This window comes from Oceanobacillus sp. E9, assembly GCF_001741975.1.
GTDB classification, from domain to species: domain Bacteria; phylum Bacillota; class Bacilli; order Bacillales; family Amphibacillaceae; genus Oceanobacillus; species Oceanobacillus kimchii.
Window position 1 is genome coordinate 563,012 of sequence record NZ_LSNA01000007.1, and the last position, 24,353, is coordinate 587,364.

The following is a 24,353-nucleotide window of genomic DNA, read 5'->3' on the forward strand; positions in this document are numbered from 1 at the left end:
AGTAATAAAGAGATTATTATATTGGAGGATTGAAATAATGATGGATGCTAATGAAATTATACAATTTATATCAGATAGTAAAAAAAGTACACCTGTTAAGGTATATGTAAAGGGTGAATTAGACAAGCTTTCAGTGACTAATTCAATAAAAACGTTTGTTGATTCTAAAAGTGGAACATTATTTGGTGAGTGGAAAGATATTCAAGCATACATAGAAGAAAACAAATCATTAATTGAAGACTATGTCGTTGAAAATGATCGTAGAAATTCAGCTATTCCAATGCTTGATATGAAAAATATCAATGCTCGTATTGAACCTGGTGCTATCATTCGTGATCAAGTAGAGATTGGTGATGGGGCTGTTATTATGATGGGAGCTTCGATTAACATCGGATCTGTTATTGGAGAAGGAACAATGATTGATATGAATGCAGTGTTAGGCGGTAGAGCAACTGTAGGAAAGAATTGTCATATTGGAGCAGGTTCCGTTCTTGCAGGTGTAATCGAACCACCTTCTGCTAAGCCAGTAATTGTAGAAGATGACGTAGTAATTGGAGCTAACGTTGTTGTTTTAGAAGGGATTACTGTTGGAAAAGGATCTATTGTGGCAGCTGGTTCAATCGTCACAAAAGATGTTGCTCCTAATACGCTTGTTGGTGGTACACCAGCCAAAGTACTAAAGGAAATTGATGAACAAACAAAATCTAAAACAGAAATTAAGCAAGAACTTCGTAAATTAGATAATTAAGGTTGCGTTGAATGATGTTAAATTTACAACAAATTCGAAGGGATTTACATCAAATACCAGAATTAGGCTTTCAGGAATTAAAAACGCAAACGTATCTTTTAGAACGAATTAATGAAATTGCTAAAGATAATGTTGAAATAAAACAATGGAAAACCGGAATTCTTGTATACGTTCACGGTAAATCTCCAACTAGAAAAATTGGTTTTCGTGCAGATATAGACGGATTGCCAATTTTAGAGCAAACGAATCTACCTTATGCATCATTGCATGAAGGAAGGATGCATGCTTGCGGACATGATTTACACATGACGATTGCGCTAGGGGCGATGGAAAAAGTCATTCAAGATCCAATTGATGATGATGTTATTTTTGTGTTCCAACCTGCAGAAGAAGGCCCCGGTGGAGCTAGGCCAATGCTAGAATCTGAGGAATTTCAACAATGGAAACCAGATATGATTTTTGCATTGCATATTTCTCCTGAACTTCCTATAGGAACTGTTTCTTCTAAACCTGGTTTATTATTTGCGAATACAAGTGAATTATTTATCGATTTTGAAGGTGTAGGTGGACATGCGGCATATCCCCATTTAACAAAAGATATGACGGTTGCTGCTAGTAATTTTGTTGTACAATTACAACAAATAGTCTCCAGGGGACTAAATCCACTTGATGGGTCTGTAATTACGATAGGAAAAATGGAAAGTGGATATGTTCAAAATGCTATTGCAGAAACTGCTCGTTTAGAAGGAACTATAAGATCAACGGATGCAGAATCAATAGATATGATTAAGAGTAAATTAAACCGTTTAATGAAAGGTTTTGAAATTAGCTATGATTGTTCTATTAAAGTAGATTATGGTGCTAATTATTACCAAGTAGTAAACAATGCTACCTATGTGCAGCAATTTAAAGATGTAATAAATCAAAAACAAAACATTGCTTATCAACAGGCTAGTGCTGCAATGACAGGTGAAGACTTTGGAGACATGTTAAAAGAGATTCCAGGTTTTATGTTTTGGTTAGGAGTAGATTCTTCTTATGGATTGCATAATGCAAGGTTAAATCCAAAGGAAGAGGCAATTGGAGTCGGTGTGAATGCTGTGATTTCAATGATTCAATCTTTTTGATGAATAATATTTGGATGCATTAGAGAAGCTAATTCTTAGAAATATATTTTCTAGGAGGTTAATTAAATGGCTCGAATTGCAGTAGAATCTACCTTAACAGATGTAAAGCAAGCTTTATCTGAAATGGGACATGATGTAGTAGATCTTCGTACAGAACAAGATGCATCAAATTGTGATTGTTGTGTTGTATCTGGTCAAGATAATAATGTTATGGGGATACAAACAACGAGTATTGCTGGCCCTGTGATTAATGCTGATGGTCAAAGTGCCAATCAAATTTGTGACATGGTAGACCAAAAGTTATCATAATAAAATATAATCGCAAAAAACTTGTGGAGAATAATTTTTCCACAAGTTTTTTATTTTGGGAAAGTTTAAATACAGTTATTTGTGTCAGATTAGCAATTACTTACATATATAAGAAAAGACTATATTCCAAGAGGTGAATAATATATATGCGAATTAATGATACTTTGCCAGAAAATCTTCATAGACAAGGAAAATGGTATCAAGGTCGTTCTGTTCAATTAGGGAAGCCACTATTAATTGTATTCTGGTCGGTTAGCTGTGATAGTTGTTCCGTGGCAATGAGACAATTATCTAAACTTCAAAATAACTTTAGTGATACTCAAATAATCCTTATTCATACACCACTAGTTGATGAAGACAATGATTTAAATAAAATACGTAACAAGTCTTCACAATTTAATGTAATTGCATCAAAAATTGCAGATACGGATGAAAGTTTAAGCCAATTGTTTCGGGTGAAATATGTACCTGCATTTTATTTATTTGATCAGGAAAGTAAACTTCGTTTTAGTCAGTCAGGAAAAAGTAATACATCGTTACTTGAAAACAAAATAGCAAGATTATCCAGGAGATAAAGTGTAATAAAACAATTATGAAATTGATTCAATTTAAAATTTATTGATATCAATTCGATTAGAGTATAAGAAGCAGATGAAACTGTGAGGTTCAGATGGGAACAAGTTGAATGTAAATATAGACTTAAAAACTTTTCTTTACATTCTTATGTTCCTTGTTAGATGCTTACACAACCATCTGCTTTTTTTATACATAAATTGTATGCTTATCTAACTACATAAAATAGTGCGCAAAAAAATAATTTTAAAAAAATTTAAAAATATAGTGGATATTTATTTCGGAAACCGTTATATTAATAATTACGTAAAAAGTGAAAGGAGGAATAAATTTGGAAACATTTAAGAAACTAAAACGTTTTTATTGGCCTTATAAAAAGTATTTTATATGGTCTATATTGTTTATGTTAGTTGTTACTTCGATTACTGTAGTATATCCGATTATGCTACAAATTACGATTGATGATGTTGTACTTCAGTCACGTTATGAATTAATTCCATGGATTTGCGGACTTTTCTTAGGGTTAATGGTTATCAAAGGTTTCTCTACGTTTTCGTTCCAATACTTAGGCGATCTATTCGGTATGACTTCCGTCTATAAGCTAAGAGAATCTCTTTATGATAAGTTACAAACTTTAGCATTTAAATATTATGATAATGCTAAAACTGGAGATATTATGTCCCGGTTAACTGCTGATGTAGAAGGGTTTAGGTTTTTTCTTTCAGTTGGATTTGCAGAGTTGTTACGAATAATATCACTCATACTTATTAGTTTATCTATTATGTTTTATTACTCTGTTCCATTGGCACTTGTAACAATGGCAGCTATGCCTTTCTTAGCAATCGTTGTCTTTCAGTTTGATAAACGCGTTCATCCAGCTTTTCGTAATGTAAGAAAATCTTTTGGACAATTAAATACACGAGTTCAAGAGAATATAAGTGGGATGAATACTGTCAAATCATTATCCAGAGAAGACTTTGAAATTGGAAGGTTCTCTAATAGTAATGATAATTATCGACAGAAGTATTTATTTACATCAAAACTGTGGGCAAGATTCTTTCCAATGATGGAGTTTATAGGTAATGTATCCGCAGTGATTCTGCTAGCTTATGGTGGGTTCTTAGTTATTAATGAATCCTTGAATCCAGGGGAATTGGTCGCTTTTTTTAGTCTGGTATGGTATATCATGGGACCATTAATGAATTTAGGATTTATTATTAATCAGTTTTCCCAAGCGAAAGCATCTGGAGAAAGATTGTTAGAAATATTAGAAGCGAAGGAAGATATTGTTGAGAAAGAATCAGCAATAGAAGCAACTATAAAAGGACATGTACAATTTAATGATGTCACATTAACTTATATTAAGAACGATGATAAAGCATTAAAGAATATTAGTTTTGATGCTCCTCCTGGAAAAACAATTGGTTTAATTGGTGCAACTGGATCTGGAAAAACAAGTATTACCCAATTAATTACTAGATTTTACGAACCTGAACAAGGAGAAGTTTTACTTGACGGACTTCCAGTAAGTGATTATAAGCTAAAGACGCTTCGAAGTCAGATTGGATTTGTATTACAAGAGCCGTTCCTTTTTTCTACAACAATTCGAGAAAATATATCTTATGGAAATCCTGAGGTCACAGAAGATCAAATAATTCAAGCAGCGAAAAGAGCTCAAGCACATGATTTTATTATGGAACTACCGAATGGATATGACACGCTTCTGGGAGAAAGGGGTATGGGATTATCAGGTGGTCAGAAACAAAGGATAGCAATTGCACGTGCGATTTGTATTAATCCTAGTATACTCATTCTTGATGATGCTACTTCTGCGGTAGATATGGAAACGGAATTTAATATTCAAAAAGCGTTACGTGAAGTAATGAAGAATCGTACTTCCTTTATTATAGCTCATCGTATTTCTTCGTTAAAACACGCAGATGAAATATTAGTGTTAGAAGATGGAGAAATTGTAGAGAGAGGTACACATGATTATCTCGTAAACAATAATGGTCCGTATGAACGTATATTTAAGATTCAATACCAAGATCGAGAAGAAATATTGAGTGCGGTTAAATAGGAGGTGAGATAGATGGCGAAAAATAAGGATAATCTAAAATCAGAAAGTAAACATTTACAACGGTTTCATTATACAATTGATCAAGCAATTGAAAAACCTTTTAACTGGCAGCAGATGTGGAGGCTCTTACAATTTTTAAAACCGTATTCGAAGACTTATTTACCTGGAGCAGTTTTAGCAATGATGGTATCAACAGCAATCCGCTTAGCAATACCGATTTTAATTGGTAAAGTAGCATTTGATGTTGCAATTGCAAATAAAGATACTACGTTATTAACATATTTAGTAATCGGTATTGCAATTCTTTATGGTATAAGTTTTGTTGCGAATACATTTCGAATTAAATGGGTGAATATCTTAGGACAAAATGTTATCTATGATTTGCGACAAAAGCTATTTTCTCATGTTCAACGATTGTCACACCGATTTTTTGATAGCCGTTCAGCAGGATCTATTTTAGTTCGAATTCTCAATGATATAAATTCTCTGCAGGAATTATTTACAAATGGAATTATCAACTTATTAATGGATTTATTAATGTTATCGGGGATTTTAGTAATACTATTTGTATTAAGTCCACCGCTTGCTTTAGCAGTAATTATTATTATTCCATTAATGTTTTTAATATCAACAACATTACGTCGTAAAATACGTCGTTCATGGCAAGTGGTAAGACTGCATCAATCTAGGATGAACTCACACTTAAATGAAGGTATTCAAGGGATGCGTATTACTCAATCTTTTTCACAGGAAAAAGAGAATGCGGAGTTCTTCGACGGTGTAAATACTGGGTTTTTCCAAAGTTTTCGTGATGCTGCTAAGAAGAGTGCCATGTTTCGTCCGCTTGTAGATATTTGTGATGCTGCGGGTACAATTATACTTATCTCTTATGGAGCATATTTAATATTAAATGATACCATAACAGTGGGTACATTTGTTTCTTTTGCTTTTTTTCTGGGAATGTTTTGGGAACCCATATCACGTCTGGGGCAGATGTATAATCAGCTCTTAATGGCAATGGCATCATCTGAGAGAATTTTTGAATTCCTGGATGAACGCCCTAATGTAGCAGAAAAGACCAATGCGTATAACATTGACGAGATGCATGGAGAAATCGAATTTGATGAAGTTGAGTTCTCTTACAATAAAGATAGAATTGCATTGAAAAAACTATCTATTCATATTAATGCTGGCGAGACCATTGCTTTAGTTGGTCATACAGGAAGCGGCAAGTCTACAATTGCCAATCTAATAAGTAGATTCTACGACCCTACTTCTGGAGCAGTAAAAATTGATGGAAGAGATTTACGAGATGTTACGATTGATAGTCTTCGTCAAAAAATTAGTGTAGTATTACAAGATACATTTATATTCTCTGGAACAATTATGGAAAATATACGTTTTGGAAGACCGACTGCAACCGACGAAGAAGTTATCGATGCTGCTAAAGTAGTAGGAGCGGACGACTTTATTCAACGTCTGGCAGATGGGTATCAGACAGAAGTGGAAGAGAGAGGAAATATTCTTTCAGCTGGTGAAAGACAGTTATTATCGTTTGCCAGAGCTTTGTTAGCAAATCCTAGTATTATTATCCTTGATGAAGCAACTGCCAGTATTGATACAGAATCAGAAGTGAAGATACAAAAAGCTTTAAAACGATTGTTAAAAGGAAGAACTTCTATCATTATTGCGCATAGGCTTTCTACAATTCGAGAAGCAGATAAAATATTTGTTCTTGAACAAGGAGAAATTTTGGAACAAGGAAATCATCAATCGTTAATACAACAAAGAGGAAAGTATTATGAACTAGTGAAGTCACAGTTTACCATGTTAGAAGCAATGTAAAGCAAATGGGGAGCAATTTTAAAATTAGTTGCTCCTTTTTTTATGTGCTAGTATGATAGTTGTAGTTGTAGTTTATAATTGGAGGCTATATAATGAATAAAGATTTTGCTGTAATTGGATTAGGTCGTTTTGGAGGAAGTATTTGTCGCGAGCTTAGTAAAGAAGGAATGCATGTATTAGCGATTGATTCAGATGAAGAAAGAATTAATGAGTATAAGAATATAGCCTATCATACAGTGCTAGCTGATTCAACAGATGAAGATGCGTTAAAACAAATAGGTATTAGTAATTTTGATCATGTAGTTGTAGCGATAGGAGAAAATATTCAAGCAAGTATACTTACAGCTGTAATTTTGACGGATATGGGAGTAAATAAAATAACCGTTAAAGCACAAAATGATTATCACGAAAAAATCTTAAATAAAATTGGAGTACATCAGGTTGTTCATCCTGAAAGAGATATGGGCAAGCGATTAGCACATAATTTTATTTCAAGTAACATTTTAGACTATCTAGAATTATCGGATGATCATAGTATTGTTGAAGTAAAAGCAGGGGAAAAAATGATTGGAAAGAGTTTGATTGAGCTTGATATCCGGGCTAATTTTGGTTGCAACATAGTAGCAATTAAAAAGGGGCATGATATTAATGTATCTCCAAGTGCTGAACAAGCACTACAAGAAGGGGACGTACTAATTGTCATTGGAGCGGATAAAGATATCACAAGATTTGAAAGAGAGCTTGTTATTGATTAACGAGGCCTTTTTCACATAAAAAAGAACTATCTTCAAGAGCGGTAATTAAAACCCTTCAGAAGATAGTTCTTGTTTTTATTATATAGGAAATCTATTATTGGTTTGTCACCCCACCGTGATTCCTTTATCTCAAAGGAAAAAGAGTTTGGGACAAAAGTATTTACGCGAAAGGTGCGAATGAATAAGTTTTGAAATCCCGCTTCAGAAATATACTCCGGTTATTCTAATTCGACTGGTCAGCCTCTGGCTCCGAATTCCGGGATCTCGCCTCGGCCTTCTTTCCACATGTCGCAATCTCATTTGAAAATACAGGCGCAAGCGCTTCGTTTCTAAACGAGCGCTTGCGCCTGTGTTCTTTAAACCTCCATGATAATTGGAAGTACCATCGGACGTCTTTTTGTTTTTTCATATAAGAATGGAGCAATCGTGTCAGTAATTTCATTTTTAATTTCCGACCATTGTGTTGTTTTGCGTTCCATTACTTTTTCTAAATGATTGGATACTAATTTTTGAGCTTGATTAATCAAGTCTTCAGACTCTCTCATATATACAAAACCTCGAGAGATAATATCTGGACCAGAAGCAATCTTGAAATCACTCATGTTAATGCTGACTACAACAATTACTAATCCTTCTTCAGATAAGATACGACGATCTCTTAGTACAATATTTCCTATATCACCAATTCCACTACCATCTACGTAAACGGAACCAGAAGGTATTTTTCCAGCGATAGCTGCATGGTCTTTACTTAGTGCAAGAACATCACCATTATCCATTACAAATGAATTCTCAGCTTCTACATCACAAAGTTCTCCTAATTTAACATGTTCTTTTAACATACGGTATTCTCCGTGTATTGGCATGAAAAATTTCGGACGAATTAAACGAAGCATTAGTTTTTGTTCTTCTTGACTTCCATGACCAGAGGTATGAATGTTACTCAACTTACCATGGATAACATCTGCACCTGCTCGATATAATTTATTAATGGTTCTGCTCACGCTGACAGTATTCCCCGGGATTGGAGAGGAAGAGAATACTACAGTGTCTCCTGGAATTAATTGAATTTGTCTATGTGTACCATTGGCAATACGAGACAATGCCGCCATTGTTTCACCTTGGGAACCAGTACAGAGGATCGTTACTTCGTTAGCTGGAAGACGATTAATCTGGTTACCTTCAATAAATGTATCCTTCGGAGCTTGGATATAACCCAATTCCAAACCAATGTTTATAGCAGATTCCATACTTCTACCAAATACAGCTACTTTACGATTGTGCTTAACAGCTGCTTCCACAACTTGTTGTAAACGATAGATGTTGGAAGCAAATGTTGCGAAGATCAATCTGCCATCGACTCTGCTGAATATATCGTGAATACTTTCTCCAACGACACGTTCGGACATTGTAAAACCAGGTACTTCACTATTTGTACTGTCTGATAGAAGGCATAATACACCTTCAGAACCAATCTCTGCCATTTTTGCAAGGTTAGCCGGTTCGCCAACAGGCGTGAAATCAAATTTGAAATCACCTGTATGAACAATGTTACCTGGTGGTGTTTTTACTACGACTCCATAAGAATCAGGAATACTATGTGTCGTACGGAAAAAGCTAACGGATGTTTTTCGGAATTTAATAATATCATCTTCTTGAATTGTAATTAGTTTTGCATTTCTTAGTAAGCCATGCTCTTCTAATTTATTGCGAATTAGTCCAATTGCTAATGGACCTGCGTAAATTGGCACATTAATCTCACGCAGTAAAAATGGAATACCACCAATGTGGTCTTCGTGACCATGGGTAATAATTAACCCTTTTATCTTATCTTCGTTTTGTACTAAATACGTATAATCAGGGATAACATAGTCAATTCCCAAAAGTTCATCTTCAGGAAATTTAATCCCAGCATCAATTAAAATAATTTCATCTTGAAATTGAATGGCATACGTATTTTTACCGATTTCACCTAGTCCACCTAGAGCGAAAACAGCAGCTTGATCATTTTTAACAAATTTCATGAGCTAGAGGTTCTCCAATTCTAATTTTCCAGTGTCTTTTTCATATTGGAGGTGTGCCTCATCCAACGGTTGAACAAATTCAATATTATAGTTATGGTCACTATTGCTTATTTTTTTACGGACTTCACGTATAGTTTCAGCTTCTACGTATAAGCTCTTGGTGCGTTCTCTTACTGGAACTTCGTTTGGAAGTTCCTGATATAAAACTTTAAAAATCATTTCATCTCTCCTAACATATAAAAAATTAATTTTATCTCTATGATATTACATTCCGTTATATTAGGTAAGTTTCCGTGGGCTTACCTAGTTTTGATAAATGGCAAATTGCATTGATTGGTAAACATAAAATGGTATTATCTAAAAGTAGTTGGTACACGTCCTTCTTTGCCTAAAAAATCTTTAAACCGTTTCTTCAGCTTTTCTTTTAGGCGCTTCAGCATGAGGACTCACGTCTCCTTCCAATATTTTACGAAAAGCAACATTAACCCTCTACCGTCCAATCCTCTTATCTATAGTATAGTACGAAATCGTAAATAATTAAATAAAAATCCATAAATTATAAAAAATAGTTTCATTATTTAACCATCTATTTAGTATGATTTACCAAAGTAACAAATCTATACGTGTGATGTAAATACTATGTTAGTGCTAATATCAAGCTAATATACAATGTTATAAGTTAATATGTACAATAATGAAAAATATAAATCCGAGAAATCCGATTTTTAGTTCGCTATCTCGGATTAACGTAATTAATCCCTGAGTATCGGGTAGTAACAACCCGACACTAACTTACTCAATTGGAGAAGAATTTTCAGGGATGTTAAATGGATTTTCTTTATTGATCCGATCGAAAAACATAATTCCATTAATATGATCAATCTCATGTTGGAATACAACTGCTGGATATCCCTTTAGTCGTAATTTAACCGGCTGGTCATTGATATCGGTTGCTTTAATAGTAATCCTTGCATGGCGAGGAACGTAGCCTTCTACAGGGCGATCAACGGATAAACAACCTTCTCCACTCGATAAATAAGATTGTTCTACTGAATGGCTGATTATTCTAGGGTTTACTAATCCCATACTATACAATTTTCCATCTATGTCTTCAAAATGGATAGCGATAATCTGTTTTTCAATTCCCAATTGAGGAGCTGCTAAACCCACACCAGCTCGTAATCCGTATTTTTCTGCTATCTCTTCATCTTGACTATTTTTCAAGAATTGAATCATATCTTCTAGTAATTGTTTATCATCTTTTGATAATGGTACTTCTACAACTTCTGCATTTTTCGTTAAAGACGGGTGGCCTTCACGAACAATATCTTTCATTGTAATCATGATACTAACTCCTTTTCATGTGTAAATTAGTTTATAAATGGGTATTCATATATAATAATGAAAGTTACTTCATTTTTATACCTCTATCATTTTAACATAATCATATTCATTCCTTCATAGAATATACATATGATAGAGGTGAATTAAGGAAACTATTTACTTTTTCATCTAATTATTTATGGTATAATTTACAAAAATACTGTAAACATCGAAACAGAGATATAGGAGGAGTTATTAGTGTTTAAGAGGGGACTGCTAACGGTATTATCAATTATATTTATTCTAGTTATTACAGGTTGTAACAATGAAACTACTGAGGAAAAAATACATAGTCATTTAGAAGAGGCTGTTGCATTAGAAGAGGATTTTGAGAATCAACAAGAAGAGATTACGGAGTTAGAAGAAAAGGAACAAGAGATTTACAATCAAATTATCGATTTAGGCGTAGATGAAATTGATAAAATAAATGAACTGGCAAATGAGGCAATAACAGTTATTGAAGACAGAGAAGAAAAGATTACTGCTGAGAGGGGAAGTATTGAAGCATCAGAGGAAGAATTTAGCAATATTGAAGAACTAATTAATGATATTGATAAAGAAGAATCGTTAACAAATGCAGAAAATATGGTAGAAGTAATGAATCAACGTTATGAATCTTATTATACATTGAATGATGCATATATGAATTCATTAAGCTTAGAAAAGGAATTATACGAACTATTACAACAAGAAGATCTAGAGCAAGAAAAATTAACGGAACAAATAAATGCTGTAAACGATAGTTATGAAAAAGTAATCGAAGCGAATGAAGGATTTAATGAATTTACAGTTGAGTATAATGCTTTAAAACGAGAGTTTTATGAAAGTACGGATTTAAATGTAACATATGATGAAGAACCGGAAGCAGAACAAAAAGAGTAAATTAGATTTATAAAAACACGCGATAAACAAGTTTTATCGCGTGTTTTTTTGATGGGATATTTTACTTGAGTGATAGACCTTTCAAGATTAAAAAGCTTATACGAAGAGCATAATTGGAAGAAGAACTTCTCACTGAAATCAATTTCATTTATGATATATAAACTGTTTGAGTAGAACAATATGTTCTAAATGTTCCAAATAATGTCGACACATAATAGAGTATCTGTATCTTTTTTATTAATACAGTTCTTATTCAATAATAATACAGTTTTACTGGAATGCTTTATTTGATGTAATGTGTTTTTTGAAATCGTTATTAAATGTGTTATTCTAAGAATACAAAGTGTTTGACCATAATAGGAAAATAAGATAATATATAGGAGACAAAAAATTGTATCATTATCTTTCTGGATATTTTTGTAACAGATTTCTTATGGAGAATGACATGATTATGATATTCTCAGAAAGGGTAGACGAATAATATGTAATTTTTTGCGATCTTGGGTAGGCTAGGAAAGAAAATAATAAAGCATATATGGAAAGGAAGAGGTGAACCATTTTGAAACAAGTACTTGAAAATATTGAGAGTCAGTTCGAAATGTTCCAAATTCTAGATGAAAATGGAAAAATAGTTAACAAAGATGATATGCCCGATCTATCTGATGATGAGCTTAAGGAGATTATGAAACGTATGGTATACACACGTATACTTGATCAACGTTCAACTGCCTTAAACCGTCAAGGGAGATTAGGTTTCTATGCACCAACTGCTGGACAAGAAGCTTCTCAACTTGGAAGCCAGTTCGCACTAGAAAAAGAAGACTTTATTTTACCGGGATATCGTGATGTTCCACAATTAATTTGGCAAGGTCTTCCGCTATATCAAGCATTCTTATTCTCTAAAGGACATTTTCACGGTAACCAATACCCTGATGAATTAAGAGCTCTTAGCCCACAAATTATTATTGGTGCACAGTATGTACAAACTGCTGGTGTAGCACTTGGAATTAAAAAACGTGGTAAGAAGAATGTAGCTATTACTTACACTGGTGATGGTGGTACTTCCCAAGGTGATTTCTATGAAGGTATTAATTTTGCTGGTGCATATAAAGCTCCTGCAATTTTCGTAGTTCAAAACAACCGTTTTGCTATTTCTGTACCAGTAGAAAAACAAACAAATGCTAAAACGTTAGCACAAAAAGCAGTTGCTGCCGGAATCGAAGGAATACAAGTTGATGGTATGGATGTTTTAGCAGTATATGCTGCAACTAAATTTGCTCGTGAACGTGCAATTAACGGTGAAGGTCCAACATTAATCGAAACATTAACGTATCGTTTTGGTCCACATACTTTATCTGGGGACGATCCTACTCGTTACCGTACGGAAGATATGGACAACGAATGGGAGAAAAAAGATCCAATCGTTCGTTTCCGTACGTACCTTGAAAGCAAAAAGCTTTGGTCAGAAGAAGACGAAAATAAAGCTATTGAGCAAGCAAAAGAAGATATTAAAAAAGCAATCAAACAAGCAGAAGAGCAACCTAAACAAAAAGTTACTGATTTAATTGCTAATATGTACGAAGAGCTACCAACTCATCTACAGGAGCAAAATGAAATTTATAAAGAAAAGGAGTCGAAGTAAATCATGGCACAAATGACAATGATTCAAGCTATCACTGATGCAATGCGCGTAGAATTGAAAAATGATGAAAACGTGCTTGTTTTTGGTGAAGACGTTGGACAAAATGGCGGAGTATTCCGTGCAACAGAAGGTCTTCAAGATGAATTTGGTGAAGATCGTGTGTTTGATACACCACTTGCTGAATCTGGAATCGGCGGACTTGCGATCGGTTTAGCATTAGAAGGATTTCGTCCAGTACCAGAAATTCAATTCTTCGGCTTCGTATTTGAAGTAATGGATTCTATAAGTGGACAAATGGCGCGTATGCGTTATCGTTCTGGCGGTCATTATAATGCACCGATTACTGTCCGTGCACCATTTGGTGGAGGAGTCCATACGCCAGAATTACACGCTGATTCATTAGAAGGTCTAATGGCTCAACAACCAGGTTTAAAAGTCGTTATTCCTTCAACACCGTATGAAGCAAAAGGTCTATTGATTTCTGCTATTCGTGATAACGATCCGGTAGTATTCTTGGAGCATATGAAATTATATCGTTCTTTCCGTGGTGAAGTTCCTGAAGAAGACTATACTGTTGAAATTGGGAAAGCTGATGTAAAACGCGAAGGTTCTGATGTAACATTAGTATCCTATGGTGCAATGGTACATTCATCTTTGAAAGCTGCTGAAGAATTGGAAAAAGACGGAATTCAAGCAGAAGTAATTGACTTACGTACAGTTTCTCCAATTGACTACGAAACAATCCTAGCATCTGTAAAGAAAACAAATCGTGTAGTTGTTGTACAAGAAGCACAGCGTCAAGCAGGGGTTGCAGGTCAAGTTATTTCAGAAATTCAAGAAAGAGCAATTCTAGACTTAGAGGCACCAATTCTACGAGTTAGCGCTCCTGATACAGTTTATTCGTTCTCTGATGCAGAAGAAACATGGTTGCCAAACCATAAAGATATCGTAGAGAAAGTAAACGAAGTAATTAATTTCTAAAATAGTTTAGGAGGTTTCATAGCATGGCATTTAATTTTAAGTTACCGGATATTGGTGAAGGTATCCATGAAGGTGAAATAGTAAAGTGGTTCGTAAAAGAAGGCGACGAAGTAAAAGAAGATGATGTACTTTGTGAAGTACAAAACGACAAATCAGTTGTTGAAATTCCTTCTCAAGTAGATGGAAAAGTTACAAAGATTCACGTTGCTGAAGGCGATGTTGCAGTAGTAGGAGATACACTAATTTCTTTTGATGCAGAAGGTTATGATGATGAAGGTGATAGTACTGATGATTCATCTTCTGAGCCTGAAGAAGAAAAATCTACAGATTCTAAAGAAGAAAAAGAAGCGCCAAAAGAAGAAGAGTCAAGCGAGCAATCTGATGATACTCGTGTAATTGCAATGCCTTCTGTACGTAAATTTGCACGTGATAACGACGTTAATATCAAAGAAGTAAACGGAACTGGTAAAAATGGTCGTATTCTTAAAGAAGATGTAGAAAGCTATCTAAGTGGTGACCAGCCATCTAGTGAAGTATCCGAGGACAAAGCTGAAGCTTCTTCCGAAGATAAACAAGAATCGAAAGCTGCACCTCAAGGTCAGTATCCAGAAACACGTGAGAAAATGACTGCAATCCGTAAATCTATTGCTAAATCAATGGTTAATTCGAAATCAAAAGCACCTCATGTTACACTTATGGATGAAATTGATGTAACAGAACTTGTTGCTCACCGTAAGAAATTCAAAGCAGTTGCTGCTGAGCAAGATATTAAATTAACTTATTTACCTTATGTAGTTAAAGCATTAGTATCTGCGTCCAAGAAGTTCCCAATCTTGAATTCTTATATTGATGAAAATACGGATGAGATTGTTGAGAAGCATTATTACAACATTGGAATTGCAGCAGACACTGATAGAGGTCTATTAGTTCCAGTTGTAAAAGATTCTGATAAGAAATCTATTTTCCAAATCTCTCAAGAAATCAATGAATTGGCAGGGAAAGCTCGAGATGGTAAACTTAAACCTGATGAGATGAAAGGTGCTTCTAACACTATTTCTAATATTGGTTCTGCTGGTGGACAGTGGTTTACTCCAGTATTAAACTACCCAGAAGCAGTTATTCTTGGTATTGGACGTATCGCTGATAAACCAGTTGTTCGTGATGGTGAAATTGTAGTAGCTCCAGTTCTCGCTGTATCCTTAAGCTTTGATCATCGTATCGTTGACGGCGCAACAGCACAACTTGCACTAAATCAAATTAAACGATTATTGAATGATCCACAATTAATTATGATGGAGGCGTAAGTAATGGTAGTAGGAGATTTTCCGGTAGAAGTAGATACTCTAGTCGTTGGGGCAGGACCTGGTGGCTATGTTGCGGCAATTCGTGCTGCACAACTAGGTCAAAAAGTAACAATCGTAGATAAAGGAGCTTTAGGTGGAGTTTGCTTAAATGTAGGCTGTATCCCTTCTAAAGCACTAATTGAAGCTGGCCATAAATATGAAAATGCTCATGGATCTGAAGATCTTGGAATTAAAACAGATAAAGTAGAAGTCGACTTTTCTAAAGTTCAAGACTGGAAGGGTTCTGTTGTTAACAAACTTACTTCAGGTGTTGAGAGTTTATTAAAAGGTAATAAAGTAGATATCGTAAAAGGTGAAGCATATTTCGTAGATGCAAATACTGCTAAAATTGCTGGAGAGAGTAGTTCTCAAACGTATAAATTTAAGCATTGTATCTTAGCAACTGGTTCTTCGCCAATTGAAATTCCATCATTTAAGTTCTCTGATCGCGTTCTTGATTCTACTGGCGCATTGAACTTAAAAGAAATACCGAAGAAGATGGTAGTTATTGGTTCTGGATATGTAGGTACAGAACTTGGTACAGCATATGCTAACTTTGGAACTGAAATTACTTTCTTAGAAGGTGCAAAAGACATCTTAGGCGGATTTGAGAAACAAATGACGCAAATTGTTAAAAAAGGCCTTAAGAAAAAAGGCGCTACAATCATCACAGAAGCAATGGCTAAAGGTGTGGAAGAAACAAAAGATGGCGTAAAAGTTTCTTATGAAGTGAATGGTAAAGAAGAAACAATTGAGGCAGATTATGTACTTGTAACTGTAGGACGTCGTCCGAACACTGAAGAGCTTGGTTTAGAACAAATGGGTGTTAAGGTGACAGATAGAGGCCATATTGAAATAGATAAGCAATGTAAAACAAGCGTTGATAATATCTATGCAATTGGTGATATTGTAGAAGGACCTGCACTTGCCCACAAAGCTTCTTATGAAGGTAAGATTGCTGCTGAAGCTATTAGCGGAGAAAAATCTGAAATCGACTACGTAGGTATTCCTGCAGTAGCATTTACAGAACCTGAATTAGCTACAGTTGGTATGTCTGAACAAGATGCAAAAGATGCTGGTTATGATGTGAAAGTGGGTAAATTCCCATTTGCTGCGAATGGCCGTGCACTTTCTTTAAATAACACAGATGGTTTCTTAAAACTAATCACTCGTAAAGATGATGGTTTAGTAATCGGTGGACAAATTGCTGGTCCAAATGCTAGTGATATGATTTCTGAGATCGGTTTAGCAATCGAAGCTGGTATGACTGCTGAAGATATTTCATTAACTATCCATGCTCATCCAACATTAGGTGAGATTACAATGGAAGCAGCAGAAGTAGCTTTAGGTACACCAATTCATACTATGTAATAAATAAAATAAAAGCTGCCAAGTAAATTGCTAATCAATTACTTGGCAGCTTTTTTCTTAATTTAAAGTAACGTTTCAATTTCTTGAACTATCTCTTCTTTCGTAATATCTCCGTTTAACTCATTTTTAATTTTACCGTCTTCAAGTATATACATGCTGCTTTCTGTACTTTCATGTTCTATGTTGTATTGGTTTAAATTATTATTCTTCGTTAATTTTTCAGCTGAAAAAGCGTAAGGATGTTTTTCTCTTAATTCAAAGATAGCATCTAAATATATATCAGGATTTTTTTTGGATTGTATATAAAGAACCTCATGATTTGTTAAATCGATAGAAATGACATCATATGGATTGGATTCTTTTTGACAAGCCGTAAGCAATGTAATAATTATAATGAAGAAAATAAATATAAAATATTTTTTCATGCTTATTCACGCCTCTCATAAATTTTACCTAATTATGAGTTTATCAAAGAAATATAAGTAAAAAGTCACTGTTAATAAAAAGTAAAATAAATGATACCGCTACAACATAATACGACAATTTATTGTTAATTTGTAAACATAATGTCAAATATCTTAGAAAAAAATTGTAGATTATTATAGTCAGTCATTATAGGTAAAAGTAAAATCCAATTAGTTTAACTTTTTTAATTCATTACACATATTAGTATTACGTGATTGATGAGAACAATGTATTATCCTATAATGAAACTAGTAATCTATTAAAATTCATCTTGGAGGTACTACATAATGAAAGTATCACGCTTTAATACTTATCTATACATGACATTGTTTTTTTGTATGGTATTGATAGCATGTAGTAATGATTCGGATTCTGTCGGAAAAGAAAAACCTAGTGAAGAAAATGAAACGAATGAAAGTGCCAATGCACAAGACAAGGAACAACCTGAGAATAATGATAAGGATCAAACGGAAGAAGAGAAAGAAGAAGAATTAGAGGAGCAAGAACCGGAATATTACATATCTGAAGAAACCGCAACAGTGTTACCACTGGATAATGCAAATGAAAATATAGTCCTTCTCACGATTGATGATGTTCCTGATGCAAATGCGGTAGAGATGGCACACACTTTAAAAGACTTAGGAGTAGGAGCTATTTTTTTTGTGAATGGGCATTTTATCAATGATGATGAGGGTGCAGAAAAACTAAAAGAAATTCATGACATGGGATTTTTAATTGGAAATCATACAAATACTCACCCAGTACTTCCAGAGCTAACAAAAGAGGAACAAACTGAGGAGATTGTTTCTGTAAATAATCGTGTAGAAGAGATAATTGGAGAACGTCCAAAATTCTTTAGAGCTCCACATGGTATGAATTCAGACCATTCAAAGAATGTTGCCAAAGAAGAGAATATGGCTATAATGAATTGGACGTATGGTTATGATTATTTTGACGCTTATACGGAACCTAAAGCATTAACGGAAGCGATGGTAACCGGTAAAGGACCTGAGGCAGGCGTGGATTATTCGTTACTAAAACCTGGAGCAAATTTGCTAATGCATGATCGTGATTGGACGAATAAGGCATTGAAGGATATAGTGGAAGGGTTACAAAATCAAGGATATGAAATAGTGGATCCACATTTAATAGAAACTTCATAATATATGATGAGAGTTAATAGGTTCAGATAACCAATTAACTCTTTTTTTTGTTTTATTGTGTCATACTAATTTATATTGACAGATTAATTATGTCATAATATAATGTGTGTAGGACGACATAAACTGTAAAAGGAGATGACTTCATGGGTACAATAATATGCCAGGATTGTCAACATGTTATCGAACACTTTGAAGGGGAGAAGGTAACGACCTTGTATAGTACTTGTCCAACCTGTTCTTCAAAAAAACAACAGAAATAATATATATTTATGCAAAGTGGCTGGGACATAACAAAAAGATTTGATCAAAATACGGATGGTAACTAGATCAGCGTAAGAAATATACGGAGACTCCTGTGGGAATAAGGCCTAGGTGAGACCCTGGATTGCGTAGCAACCGTAGGTTATCAGCTACCTACGGAAAGCGAGTATATTTCTGAAGTGGGTTTTCAAAAGCAAATCATTCGGATTTATCTTTTGATTAAATGCTTTTGTCCAGCCTTTTTTTGTGTAGGTTATTCAAGAAAGAATTAGCGTCTGCTGGTTTTTCATGATAGGATAATTTATATTGCTTTAATAAAGAGGTGTTAAGAAATGAGTTATCAATACCCAATGGACGAAACATGGTCAACGGAAGAAATTATTGATGTAGTAAACTTTTTTTCTTTAATTGAAAAAGCATATGAAAAACAAGTGGATCGAGAAGAAGTATTAGCTTTGTACAGAAGATTTAAACAAATAGTACCTTCTAAAAGTGAGGAGAAAAAATTATTCTCTCAATTTCAAGAGGCATCAGGGTATTCAAGCTACCACGTGGTTAAGCAAGCGAGAGAAACAAATGGATCCAGTATACGTATGTAATAGTAGGAGTCGACAAAAATGATTTGCAGAATGGCCGAACGATACTTAGTTGAAGAGTAATATATGTAACATCAGTATAATCAGACTTTTCTCTGTGAGTGTATAACTGTTTTTTGCAATATATGGATGACTGAGGGAAAAGGCATAGGTGAGCCGCTCAAGGAGCTTGAGCTACTTGGAGGTTCACCAGCCATTTTTTTAATGTAATATAATTTTGAAGAGGTTATCAAAAACACTATTGTACCCAATCTCATTTCACTTATTTTCTTTTATGCATCTCTAGAATCTATTGCTAATTGATATAATGGTAATAGATTATCGAATACATCCAAGGTCATTTGATATAGTTCTTCTCCGTTGGCAAGGATAGGATCTCCTTTTTTAATGTGTTTGCCAACTAGAAACTCTGCCTTTTTTACATCTCGAAATCGCTCGAGGTGACTTTTGTTTAAATCAGTTAACGGTATAGCTTCTTTTTTTGTGTGATCGAGGGAAACGACAAAAGTTGACGGAAGTTCCTTTATTTCATTAAAATGATCAATTAAAGCACTAGCTATTTTAGATTTGTTCGGTAATTCATATATAAATGCTAACCAAATAAATACATGATCATCAAATACACCTAATTGAAAATGAGGGTGTTTTTTGTATCCACGCTTATTATCAGCTATTGCAAGCCAAGTATCATTTGGTGGATTTACTGTACGACGTGCATGCTTTGCAATATGTAAGAACAGATCATTATTCGTTTTTTTTGATAAGTCTTCAGCAAGCGATTCTCCGATTTGTTGAAACTTTGGTTGTATCCTTGTTTGAATTGCTTCCATACGTTCGTCAAGACCGTTAATATTAAAGGTTTCAAAGTCTTTATTAGTAAAGCCGTTCATTAGTAAACATTCATCCTTTCATACGTCTAGATTATAATAATTATTATTAAGTAAATAGAAGAATAAGTCAAGTAAAGTAGTTTTATTAGGTTTGATGGCGGTTATTACAGGGAATAGAAACCTAAATATTTTCATTATTTTTGTTATTATGAAGAACAAATAATCGCTATACTCATAAAATAAAACAAATAAGTGACAGGCGTATTTAAATGATATGCCGTTAGCTAGGAGTGAGGGAATGAAGTACGTTATGGATGCTCTGCGAAGAAAAGAGGCCGAGGAAAAATTACCTGTCATTCGATTGGAAATAGATTATGAATTAGCTACTTTGTTTGAAGCACTACAAGAGAATGATACGGTACTTATTATAAAAACAAAGGAACGTTTAAAACAGTTGAGAAAGCAATGGTTAGATATTGAACAAGGAAATGTTATCTAAAAGAGGACCCTAGTATGAATTGAGAATAAATTTTTAATGCGTATTAGGGTCATTATGTTCATGAAAGGTATACTTTGATACAATATGTTTAAGCACTGTTTGGAGGGATTATATGGACTTACGTCACAGAGATACAATATACCAAAATGCTAAAGCATGGGTGTATGAAGCGGGAAAGATAATAAAAGAGCAGATGAATAACCCACTTAATATCGAAACAAAATCAGACGCGAATGATTTAGTTACAATTTTGGATAAACAAACAGAAAAATATTTTGTAGAAAAGATTAAGGATAAATATCCTGATCATCAAATAATTGGTGAAGAAGGTTACGGTGATCAACCAAAAGAATTGGATGGAACGATCTGGGTAATTGATCCAATTGATGGAACAATGAATTTTGTTCATCAAAAAAAATTCTTTGCAATATCAGTTGGTATTTTACATAATGGTGTTGGTGAAATTGGACTGATTTATGATGTGATGAATGATACATTGTATCATGTGAAAAGGGGAGAAGGAGCTTTTAGAGATAACCAACAACTAGCCAATCTATCAAAGGATAAGCAATTAAGTGAATCTATTATAGGCATGAATTATTTTTGGTTATGTGAAAACCGTCTTGTTGATTATCGAGTAATGCAAGATTTTATTCGAACAATTCGTGGAGCAAGAACTTACGGTTCAGCTGCATTAGAATTAGCATTTATAGCTGAAGGAACGCTGGATGGATATTTATCAATGAGGTTATCACCTTGGGATGTTGCGGCTGGAATTATCTTGTTGCAAGAAGTAGGTGGTGTTGTTAGTGATGTTGACGGAAATAAATGGGATCCGTTAAATAAATCATCTATCGTGGCAAGCAATGCAGCCCTGCATAAAACAATTTTAGAGATAATTAAAAAAGGGAGAAAGTGATAAAAATCACTGTTTCCCTTTTTTTCTTGCCATGACGATGCCGAAGATGCCGAAGCCAATAAGTATAAATAATAGAATGAACCATATATTTCGAAAAGCAATTGATAAACCGACTAAAATAAACATTAAGACAACTAAGAACGCAAGTAATAACATTGGTAAGTTTATATTTTTCATGTTGACAACCCCTTCTTTATCTCCCTAGAATAGTATATCGAAAATTGGATAATACTTCAAAAATCAGACATAAAAAAATATATATTTCAGTGGTATCCATGATTTAGATTTAGTATGATAAATATAGTGTCAGGAAGAGGGTGGGGAAGAGTATGAGTTATGTGCATGAATTTATCCTTGATACGTTTGGGGTAGAAAATATCTTTTGGATTTTTTATGTAATCAATCTATTTTTATCAGCTATAGCGTACAAATTAGGGTTTGCAAAAAAGTTACCAATTGCAAAGAATATAATTGTATACATATTATTAATGATTGGAGTTTTTGTATTAACTATTTTCTCTACGGTTATGCGAATGCCTACAGTAGAGTGTTTGATAGTTATTATAGTGGTATTAGGTATATACCGTCTTCGATTACATAATGAAAGAAAAGATTAATCAAAAAAAGCTATCAAGATAATTGCAGTCAGTAACCAATTATCTTGATAGCTTTTTATATATAATAATTTATTGAAACACTCATAAAAAATCATCTACTTTTTTAGTTTCTTTATATAATTTAAACTTACCTGTAGATAAGCGTTTCTTTGTGTTTTTTTCAATACGATCATAGCAAGGCTCACAAAGGTGCATATTTTTTCTTCGATTTCGAAGTCGTTTTGCTTGTAAGGAATAATGTTCTATTTCTTCAACTTTGTCACAAATGGTGCACTTTACCTGCATATTTTCACCTCTATTTGGGAAAATTTATATTAGTTCAATATAAATAATAGTATAACATACAACTATTTGATGAAAAGTAAACTACATTTTTTATCACGCATGTAACAGAAGTACTCCACTCTCGATGCGTCTATGAGGCTTGTCAAATAAGGTAAGCGGAGGATAAACTAACTGTAAAGGTTAGCCTCTGTTAATGAACCTTTAGGGAATGTACTTGTAGTACATGAATTTTCACTATATGTTTAATCACAAGAAATAAGGGGAATTAAGTTAATTAAGTTACATGAAAAACACGTAACATTAATGAAAGGATGATTTCATGAAGAAACGTTATGTTCTATCAGCTGTTGGTGCAGTTGGAGCTGGAATTGCTAGCTACTATTTAGTCGATAGCAATAACCGTCATAAACTTAAAAAAATAGCGAAAAATTCCGCGAAAAAAGTGAATCGTGTATTTGAAAATGCTGGGGTACCTGATCAATCACCTGAACAAGAATTAGATCAATTAGAAAATTCAAAAATGGTATCTGAGGGTTCTCAATTTGGAGTACAATATTATAATGAAAAGAAAAAAGAAAATACCTCGAACCACCAACAAAATATACAATAAAAAAGAAGAGGTTGGGGCACTTGTATTGAATCAAGAGATAATCCGCCTCTCGAGAAGAATCTTTTATTAAATCCCCAACCTCTTCAATTATTTATACTTAATCAATTACTATTTCTTTTATATATTTTACAGGGTTATCTTGATTGGAACCATCTCCATAATAGAAGTGAACGGGACCATCTTCTTTTAATGGTTTACCATTTTTAGAAAATAAAAAGTAACCATTAATTAGATTTTTATAAGTAATAGTTTCAAAAGAATCTTCAATTCCAGTAATTAATTTAGCTGTTGCCGCTTCATGGTTAGGTTCTGCGTTATTGATAAAATCTTTTAAAGGCATTACATAACTGTTTTTTAAAAATTCTTCACCCTCCATTTTAGATATACTCCTGTTTACTGGAGGTTTTTGAAAGCCAGTATAGTCATCTTGTTTATCTGCTTTTGATTCAAAAGCTTCTTCTAATTTAATTTTACGATCATCAAATATCCATACTGTTGGATCCAATGTTATTGGGTATTGAACATTCCCTTTTATCAAGACTATCATATTAAATATATCCCCCTATCTAGGTATTACTATTTAAGAATAGCAGACATCGCTTTCATTTTCATCTATTTGAATTGTAAGTTTTTTTTACTTTTATTTGCATTTTTTGGTTGCTAGCGATAATATAATATAAAGAAAGTCTTTTTTGTGGAGGGGATTTAAATTGATGCCTGATGTAATGATAGACCATCGTGAAAAAGCCCACGCCCTTCTTAAGGCTGATGCTGATAAAATTTTACGACTTATTGAAGTTCAGATAGAAAACTTAACCATGCCACAATGTCCTGTTTATGAGGATGTACTTGATACGCAAATGTATGGCTTATCACGTGAAATTGACTTTGCAGTGCGTCTTGAATTAATCAGTGAAGTAGAGGGAAAGGCGTTACTTGAAAACTTGGAGAAGAAGCTCAACATTCTACATGAGGCTTCACAAAATACATTGTGAGCGAGGTTCATGTATTGGCGTAGCGTACAAAAGCAAAAACTTTGCCAGCA

Annotated in this window: 28 protein-coding genes; 20 read left to right on the top strand and 8 right to left on the bottom strand. The window is 33.9% G+C overall.

The window, feature by feature from the left end; genetic code table 11:
• Positions 1 to 37 precede the first annotated feature (37 nt).
• The 7 genes from dapD (at position 38) to AQ616_RS12400 (ending at position 7,437) form a co-directional block, all read left to right on the top strand.
• A complete protein-coding gene (gene dapD, locus AQ616_RS12370) occupies positions 38 to 748 on the top strand; it encodes a 2,3,4,5-tetrahydropyridine-2,6-dicarboxylate N-acetyltransferase (RefSeq protein ID WP_017796524.1) in 711 nt (236 codons plus the stop codon).
• 11 nt (positions 749 to 759) lie between these two features.
• Entirely contained in the window at positions 760 to 1,875 is a 1,116-nt protein-coding gene (locus AQ616_RS12375) for an N-acetyldiaminopimelate deacetylase (protein WP_069685920.1), read from the top strand.
• A 66-nt stretch (positions 1,876 to 1,941) separates the two neighbouring features.
• Positions 1,942 to 2,184 (top strand): YkuS family protein, encoded by a 243-nt coding sequence (locus tag AQ616_RS12380; protein ID WP_017796526.1) that lies wholly within the window; start codon positions 1,942 to 1,944, stop codon positions 2,182 to 2,184.
• A 146-nt stretch (positions 2,185 to 2,330) separates the two neighbouring features.
• On the top strand, positions 2,331 to 2,759 hold the full coding sequence (locus AQ616_RS12385; protein ID WP_017796527.1) for a TlpA family protein disulfide reductase: 429 nt from the start codon (positions 2,331 to 2,333) through the stop codon (positions 2,757 to 2,759).
• A 329-nt stretch (positions 2,760 to 3,088) separates the two neighbouring features.
• A complete protein-coding gene (locus AQ616_RS12390; RefSeq protein WP_069685921.1) occupies positions 3,089 to 4,837 on the top strand; it encodes an ABC transporter ATP-binding protein in 1,749 nt (582 codons plus the stop codon).
• A 12-nt stretch (positions 4,838 to 4,849) separates the two neighbouring features.
• Positions 4,850 to 6,682: an ABC transporter ATP-binding protein gene (locus AQ616_RS12395; protein WP_017796529.1), complete on the top strand. Its 1,833-nt coding sequence runs from the start codon at positions 4,850 to 4,852 to the stop codon at positions 6,680 to 6,682.
• A gap of 92 nt (positions 6,683 to 6,774) precedes the next feature.
• A complete protein-coding gene (locus tag AQ616_RS12400; RefSeq protein ID WP_017796530.1) occupies positions 6,775 to 7,437 on the top strand; it encodes a potassium channel family protein in 663 nt (220 codons plus the stop codon).
• Between the two features lie 356 nt (positions 7,438 to 7,793).
• On the opposite strand, the gene rnjA is transcribed toward AQ616_RS12400, so the two are convergent.
• The 3 genes from rnjA to def all read right to left on the bottom strand — a co-directional run bounded on the left by rnjA (position 7,794) and on the right by def (position 10,805).
• Positions 7,794 to 9,461, bottom strand: coding sequence for a ribonuclease J1 (rnjA, locus tag AQ616_RS12405; protein WP_017796531.1), 1,668 nt, complete (start codon positions 9,459 to 9,461; stop codon positions 7,794 to 7,796).
• Between the two features lie 3 nt (positions 9,462 to 9,464).
• Entirely contained in the window at positions 9,465 to 9,680 is a 216-nt protein-coding gene (locus AQ616_RS12410) for a DNA-dependent RNA polymerase subunit epsilon (protein WP_017796532.1), read from the bottom strand.
• Between the two features lie 573 nt (positions 9,681 to 10,253).
• Positions 10,254 to 10,805 carry a peptide deformylase gene (def, locus tag AQ616_RS12415; RefSeq protein ID WP_017796533.1) on the bottom strand — a complete coding sequence of 184 codons (552 nt, stop codon included), beginning with the start codon at positions 10,803 to 10,805 and terminating at the stop codon, positions 10,254 to 10,256.
• A 237-nt stretch (positions 10,806 to 11,042) separates the two neighbouring features.
• Here def and AQ616_RS12420 point away from each other — a divergent pair, with 237 nt between their 5' ends.
• The 5 genes from AQ616_RS12420 to lpdA all read left to right on the top strand — a co-directional run bounded on the left by AQ616_RS12420 (position 11,043) and on the right by lpdA (position 17,063).
• On the top strand, positions 11,043 to 11,726 hold the full coding sequence (locus tag AQ616_RS12420; protein ID WP_017796534.1) for a YkyA family protein: 684 nt from the start codon (positions 11,043 to 11,045) through the stop codon (positions 11,724 to 11,726).
• A 559-nt stretch (positions 11,727 to 12,285) separates the two neighbouring features.
• Positions 12,286 to 13,368 carry a pyruvate dehydrogenase (acetyl-transferring) E1 component subunit alpha gene (pdhA, locus tag AQ616_RS12425; protein ID WP_017796535.1) on the top strand — a complete coding sequence of 361 codons (1,083 nt, stop codon included), beginning with the start codon at positions 12,286 to 12,288 and terminating at the stop codon, positions 13,366 to 13,368.
• 3 nt (positions 13,369 to 13,371) lie between these two features.
• Positions 13,372 to 14,349: an alpha-ketoacid dehydrogenase subunit beta gene (locus AQ616_RS12430; protein ID WP_069685922.1), complete on the top strand. Its 978-nt coding sequence runs from the start codon at positions 13,372 to 13,374 to the stop codon at positions 14,347 to 14,349.
• A gap of 23 nt (positions 14,350 to 14,372) precedes the next feature.
• Positions 14,373 to 15,653 carry a dihydrolipoamide acetyltransferase family protein gene (locus AQ616_RS12435; protein WP_069685923.1) on the top strand — a complete coding sequence of 427 codons (1,281 nt, stop codon included), beginning with the start codon at positions 14,373 to 14,375 and terminating at the stop codon, positions 15,651 to 15,653.
• A gap of 3 nt (positions 15,654 to 15,656) precedes the next feature.
• Complete coding sequence (gene lpdA / locus AQ616_RS12440; RefSeq protein WP_017796538.1) at positions 15,657 to 17,063, top strand: dihydrolipoyl dehydrogenase; 1,407 nt, start codon at positions 15,657 to 15,659, stop codon at positions 17,061 to 17,063.
• 62 nt (positions 17,064 to 17,125) lie between these two features.
• On the opposite strand, the gene AQ616_RS12445 is transcribed toward lpdA, so the two are convergent.
• Complete coding sequence (locus AQ616_RS12445) at positions 17,126 to 17,488, bottom strand: hypothetical protein (RefSeq protein WP_017796539.1); 363 nt, start codon at positions 17,486 to 17,488, stop codon at positions 17,126 to 17,128.
• Positions 17,489 to 17,815: 327 nt separating this feature from the next.
• On the opposite strand from AQ616_RS12445, the gene AQ616_RS12450 reads away from it, so the two are divergent.
• The 3 genes from AQ616_RS12450 (at position 17,816) to AQ616_RS12455 (ending at position 19,551) form a co-directional block, all read left to right on the top strand.
• A complete protein-coding gene (locus tag AQ616_RS12450; protein WP_069685924.1) occupies positions 17,816 to 18,691 on the top strand; it encodes a polysaccharide deacetylase family protein in 876 nt (291 codons plus the stop codon).
• 143 nt (positions 18,692 to 18,834) lie between these two features.
• A complete protein-coding gene (locus AQ616_RS19275) occupies positions 18,835 to 18,951 on the top strand; it encodes a GapA-binding peptide SR1P (RefSeq protein WP_017796541.1) in 117 nt (38 codons plus the stop codon).
• Between the two features lie 333 nt (positions 18,952 to 19,284).
• Positions 19,285 to 19,551: a UPF0223 family protein gene (locus AQ616_RS12455; RefSeq protein WP_017796542.1), complete on the top strand. Its 267-nt coding sequence runs from the start codon at positions 19,285 to 19,287 to the stop codon at positions 19,549 to 19,551.
• Between the two features lie 269 nt (positions 19,552 to 19,820).
• Here AQ616_RS12455 and AQ616_RS12460 read toward each other — a convergent pair whose 3' ends face one another.
• Positions 19,821 to 20,438 (bottom strand): YktB family protein, encoded by a 618-nt coding sequence (locus AQ616_RS12460; RefSeq protein ID WP_069685925.1) that lies wholly within the window; start codon positions 20,436 to 20,438, stop codon positions 19,821 to 19,823.
• 238 nt (positions 20,439 to 20,676) lie between these two features.
• Between AQ616_RS12460 and AQ616_RS12465 the strand changes: the two genes are divergently transcribed.
• Both AQ616_RS12465 and AQ616_RS12470 read left to right on the top strand, forming a co-directional pair.
• Positions 20,677 to 20,877: a hypothetical protein gene (locus AQ616_RS12465; RefSeq protein ID WP_017796544.1), complete on the top strand. Its 201-nt coding sequence runs from the start codon at positions 20,677 to 20,679 to the stop codon at positions 20,875 to 20,877.
• 112 nt (positions 20,878 to 20,989) lie between these two features.
• Positions 20,990 to 21,796 carry an inositol monophosphatase family protein gene (locus AQ616_RS12470; protein ID WP_017796545.1) on the top strand — a complete coding sequence of 269 codons (807 nt, stop codon included), beginning with the start codon at positions 20,990 to 20,992 and terminating at the stop codon, positions 21,794 to 21,796.
• A gap of 6 nt (positions 21,797 to 21,802) precedes the next feature.
• Here the strand turns inward: AQ616_RS12470 and AQ616_RS19635 are convergent, their stop codons facing one another.
• Positions 21,803 to 21,973 (bottom strand): DUF5325 family protein, encoded by a 171-nt coding sequence (locus AQ616_RS19635; RefSeq protein ID WP_017796546.1) that lies wholly within the window; start codon positions 21,971 to 21,973, stop codon positions 21,803 to 21,805.
• 152 nt (positions 21,974 to 22,125) lie between these two features.
• Here AQ616_RS19635 and AQ616_RS12475 point away from each other — a divergent pair, with 152 nt between their 5' ends.
• Positions 22,126 to 22,413 carry a YlaH-like family protein gene (locus tag AQ616_RS12475; RefSeq protein WP_017796547.1) on the top strand — a complete coding sequence of 96 codons (288 nt, stop codon included), beginning with the start codon at positions 22,126 to 22,128 and terminating at the stop codon, positions 22,411 to 22,413.
• Positions 22,414 to 22,494: 81 nt separating this feature from the next.
• Here AQ616_RS12475 and AQ616_RS12480 read toward each other — a convergent pair whose 3' ends face one another.
• On the bottom strand, positions 22,495 to 22,698 hold the full coding sequence (locus AQ616_RS12480; RefSeq protein ID WP_017796548.1) for a YlaI family protein: 204 nt from the start codon (positions 22,696 to 22,698) through the stop codon (positions 22,495 to 22,497).
• Between the two features lie 319 nt (positions 22,699 to 23,017).
• Between AQ616_RS12480 and AQ616_RS12485 the strand changes: the two genes are divergently transcribed.
• A complete protein-coding gene (locus AQ616_RS12485) occupies positions 23,018 to 23,308 on the top strand; it encodes a hypothetical protein (protein WP_069685926.1) in 291 nt (96 codons plus the stop codon).
• 97 nt (positions 23,309 to 23,405) lie between these two features.
• On the opposite strand, the gene AQ616_RS12490 is transcribed toward AQ616_RS12485, so the two are convergent.
• The gene (locus tag AQ616_RS12490; protein ID WP_017796550.1) at positions 23,406 to 23,855 is read right to left on the bottom strand and encodes a hypothetical protein; all 450 of its coding nucleotides are present in this window, start codon (positions 23,853 to 23,855) and stop codon (positions 23,406 to 23,408) included.
• Between the two features lie 166 nt (positions 23,856 to 24,021).
• Between AQ616_RS12490 and AQ616_RS12495 the strand changes: the two genes are divergently transcribed.
• Entirely contained in the window at positions 24,022 to 24,303 is a 282-nt protein-coding gene (locus tag AQ616_RS12495; protein WP_017796551.1) for an Fpa/YlaN family protein, read from the top strand.
• The last annotated feature ends 50 nt before the right edge of the window (positions 24,304 to 24,353 follow it).